This window comes from Robiginitalea sp., from assembly GCF_049588695.1.
GTDB lineage: Bacteria > Bacteroidota > Bacteroidia > Flavobacteriales > Flavobacteriaceae > Robiginitalea.
Map to the genome: position 1 here is coordinate 1 of NZ_JBAVZJ010000412.1, position 3,448 is coordinate 3,448.

Sequence of the window (3,448 nt, forward strand, 5' to 3'; positions counted from 1 at the left end):
CATCAAAAGAGTGCACGATGAGCGAAATTGGTCCGGAAAGGGCAAAATTGAAACGGCCAATGGCATCGTGGAAGATAACATCCCGGAAGATCAGTCCGTGGTCATTGATACTCGTGATGGATTCGTTTTGATTTCAGGGTGTGGGCATGCCGGTCTGGTAAATACCCTGGAGCACATCCGAACGAATATCAATCAGGAAAAGGTTTTTACCATAATTGGAGGTTTTCATTTGTTTGCAGCCACTGATGAGCAATTGAAATGGACGGCGGGCCACCTGCAGGATTTTGGAGTCTCGAAGATCATTGGATCCCATTGTACGGGAATTAATGCCCTGTACACTTTGAAAGAGTTGATGTCCCTGGATCGCAAGGACGCGGTTGTCGGATCCGTCGGTGATAGTTTTGACCTTGAAAATGGCATCAAAGCCGGCGCTATTGCCCGGTAATACACCTGTAGAAACCGAAGTTACTGTCACGATAGAAAAATCCGGATGAAAGACGTCAATATACTCTTTATCCTCTTAGCTCTGATCGCAGAAATACTCGGGACTATAGGTGGTTTTGGCTCTTCTGTTTTTTTCGTGCCCCTGGGTAATTTTTATTTTGATTTTTATTCGGTCCTGGGGCTTACCGCAATATTTCACCTCTCGAGCAATCTGAGCAAAATATTTTTATTTAAAAAAGGGCTGGATAAAAGGTTATTATGGACTATCGGGATTCCGTCCGTAGTTTTTGTTATTGTCGGAGGATTTCTCTCCAGGATCTTAAACAGCGTCTTTTTAGAAATATTCCTGGGAATATTCTTAGTCGGATTCAGTTTATTATTCCTCATAAGGAGTGAAGTAGTAGTATCCCCAACAAATAAAAATGCCATTATTGGCGGTTCTTTTTCCGGGTTTTCTGCCGGATTATTAGGCACAGGAGGGGCCATCAGAGGATTGACAATGGCTGCATTCAATTTGGAAAAAAGTGTATTTATAGCAACTTCCGCCTTTATAGATTTTATGATAGACTTTACAAGAACAATTGTTTATTACAAGAATGGATATATCCACAATCACGACCTGAAATATGTGCCTTATTTGTTTGTGATTGGTCTGGTGGGATCCTTTATTGGAAAGAAGATACTGGCCCATATCCCTCAAAGCAAATTCCGAAGGCTGTCCTTATTCCTTATACTGATTATCGGGATAATTACGATGACTAAACTGATATTTGAATAGGTATCATAAATATGTCTCTGCTACTATAAACCCATATCCCAGAATAAATGCCATACTCTCTAACACCTAACTTCAACCTTTGTATTTTTATATTTTACCGGCCTAACTTCAAACCCTTTATCAGAATTAAATCATGCGCGTAATTCAAAACCTGTTTTTATTCCTTTCCTTCAGCCTGATTGTGTCTTCATGTAACGCACCTGAAAAAGTCGAATATGGAGAGGCTACAAAAGAACTCATAACCCTTTTGGACGATGACCCGGAGCTCAAGGCCATGCTGGAAACTTCCATAGCCAAAGCCAAAGCGATTAATCCGGACCGAAATACGAACCCAGCCCAGACCCTGGAAGAATACTATGAATTTATAACCTGGGCGGAAACCACCATGCCATGGGCCATTATTGAGAAAGAAGAGTATCCCGAAATATTTGACAATATCCTTCAGGGGTTCCTGGCTTTTTATTCCCTTATAGACCAGCCGCTTCCGGAGTTAGAAGGTGAAGGTCTTGTGAACAATTCTTTACAGTACTATGAGCCGTTTGCAGAGTGGCTGACGACTTTCAATAAATCATGGGGCAGTTACCTCGATACAGAAGCTTCCTGGAACGAAACGTATTATCAGATGGCCCTGAACGATCCGAATTTCGGCCTGCAGCATGGCTGGTATGAAGACCCTTCCAACTGGAAGACTTTCAACGAGTTCTTTGCCCGGTATTTGAAGTCTCCTCAGATGCGGCCTATTGCCAGTGCAGATGTCGATTCGGTTGTCGTAGCCTTTGCAGATTCACAGCCCCAGGGCACATGGGCGATCGACGGAAATTCCAAGCTCCTCGAAAAGGAAGGAGTTCCGGTAAAGTCTGCTACCCTGAAGTCCGTTTCCGCCCTGATTGGTGATCACAGTGCATACAAAGATGCCTTTGCCAATGGCACCCTCACCCATTCCTTTTTAAATGTCAATGATTATCACAGGTATCACTTCCCCTTAAGTGGAACCGTTAAGGAGCTGAAGATCGTTCAGGGTATCAATCCCACGGGTGGTGAAATCTGGTGGGATAATGAAAACAAGAGGTACGCCTTTAATCCTGCCTCCAAAACAGGCTGGCAATCAGTGGAAACCCGCGGATCCCTTATTCTGGAGACTGAAGAATATGGCCTTGTCGCCCTATTGCCCATCGGTATGGCCGTTGTGGGTTCTGTAAATTTTGAAGATAATTTAACCCCGGGAACAAAGGTTGCAAAAGGGGATATGCTCGGGCATTTTGCCTTCGGGGGGTCGGACTTTGTTATGATTTTCCAGGAGCAGGTTCATTTTGAATTGGAAGCACCCATGGAGGCGGATGGCCAAACTTATAAACATATGCTCATGGGGGAACGATTGGGATCTCTTAAAAAGAAATGATTATGAAGTTTAGAATCGTCCCCAATTTTTTTTCAGTCGTTATGATCCTGATTTTGGGGGGTGCCCTGATCCGAGAATTCGACTCTGAGAGTTTGAGCTTCGAAAATCCGGCCCTTTCGATTGTTTACCTCATTGCTTTCATACTTTCCATTGGATTTATGCTAAAAAAACCCGGGGATAAGCAATAAAAGTCAACTTTCGCCACCTGCCAGTAGAGATTTTTCCAGTTCCAGAGAATATTCCTTATCTTGATGATAAATAAGGGTTTCATCCGGACAACATTTTTTCTTAGATAAAAGCGCCTGGGTAAAAACACGCAATATGACGACAAAAAATCTATTTAAAGGCTCCTTCGGCGTTTTAACATTGCTGCTATTAATTCTTATAGCCACAGTTATTTTTGCTGTACCCTTTCTGCTATTGGATTACTTTTTTAGTCTGGAAGTAGCTTTTCTGGCGTACATCGTGATCGGCCTTGGTTACCTGGCGTATGTTTTATTAAAGCGAAGAATTACCCATTCCGAAACGCCCTCCTAAGCCATCAGGCTTTTACAGTTAAAACCTCAGAGAGGTCAAAATTTGGATATGACTTCTCAAAAATCCATTTACCCTTTCTCTTCAAAAAAAGTGACTTAACTTTAGAGGCATGGCCTACCGTGAAGTATCGCAACCGTGTTCAAAAAAATTGAAACAATGATCAAAAAAACAGTCCTCATTGCAAGCCTTTCGGTGTTTCTATCCGGTTGCAACATGAATCCCAGCAAAGAAGCCCGAATCCAGAAACTTGAGATGGAGATACAGCAGTCTCTGGAAAAAATAGAAGACCT

At 42.7% G+C, this 3,448-nt stretch carries 5 protein-coding genes; all 5 read left to right on the plus strand.

All coding sequences use genetic code 11. From position 1 onward, the window contains the following. Positions 1 to 445 (plus strand): MBL fold metallo-hydrolase (locus tag WBV75_RS09710; RefSeq protein WP_424120422.1); only part of this gene is annotated, 445 nt, incomplete at its 5' end. Positions 446 to 490: 45 nt separating this feature from the next. Next, on the plus strand, positions 491 to 1,222 hold the full coding sequence (locus WBV75_RS09715; protein ID WP_424120423.1) for a sulfite exporter TauE/SafE family protein: 732 nt from the start codon (positions 491 to 493) through the stop codon (positions 1,220 to 1,222). 133 nt (positions 1,223 to 1,355) lie between these two features. Further along, on the plus strand, positions 1,356 to 2,621 hold the full coding sequence (locus WBV75_RS09720; protein WP_424120424.1) for a phosphatidylserine decarboxylase: 1,266 nt from the start codon (positions 1,356 to 1,358) through the stop codon (positions 2,619 to 2,621). Positions 2,622 to 2,623: 2 nt separating this feature from the next. Further along, positions 2,624 to 2,809 carry a hypothetical protein gene (locus WBV75_RS09725; protein WP_424120425.1) on the plus strand — a complete coding sequence of 62 codons (186 nt, stop codon included), beginning with the start codon at positions 2,624 to 2,626 and terminating at the stop codon, positions 2,807 to 2,809. A 133-nt stretch (positions 2,810 to 2,942) separates the two neighbouring features. Next, the gene (locus WBV75_RS09730) at positions 2,943 to 3,158 is read left to right on the plus strand and encodes a hypothetical protein (protein WP_424120426.1); all 216 of its coding nucleotides are present in this window, start codon (positions 2,943 to 2,945) and stop codon (positions 3,156 to 3,158) included. Positions 3,159 to 3,448 lie beyond the last annotated feature (290 nt).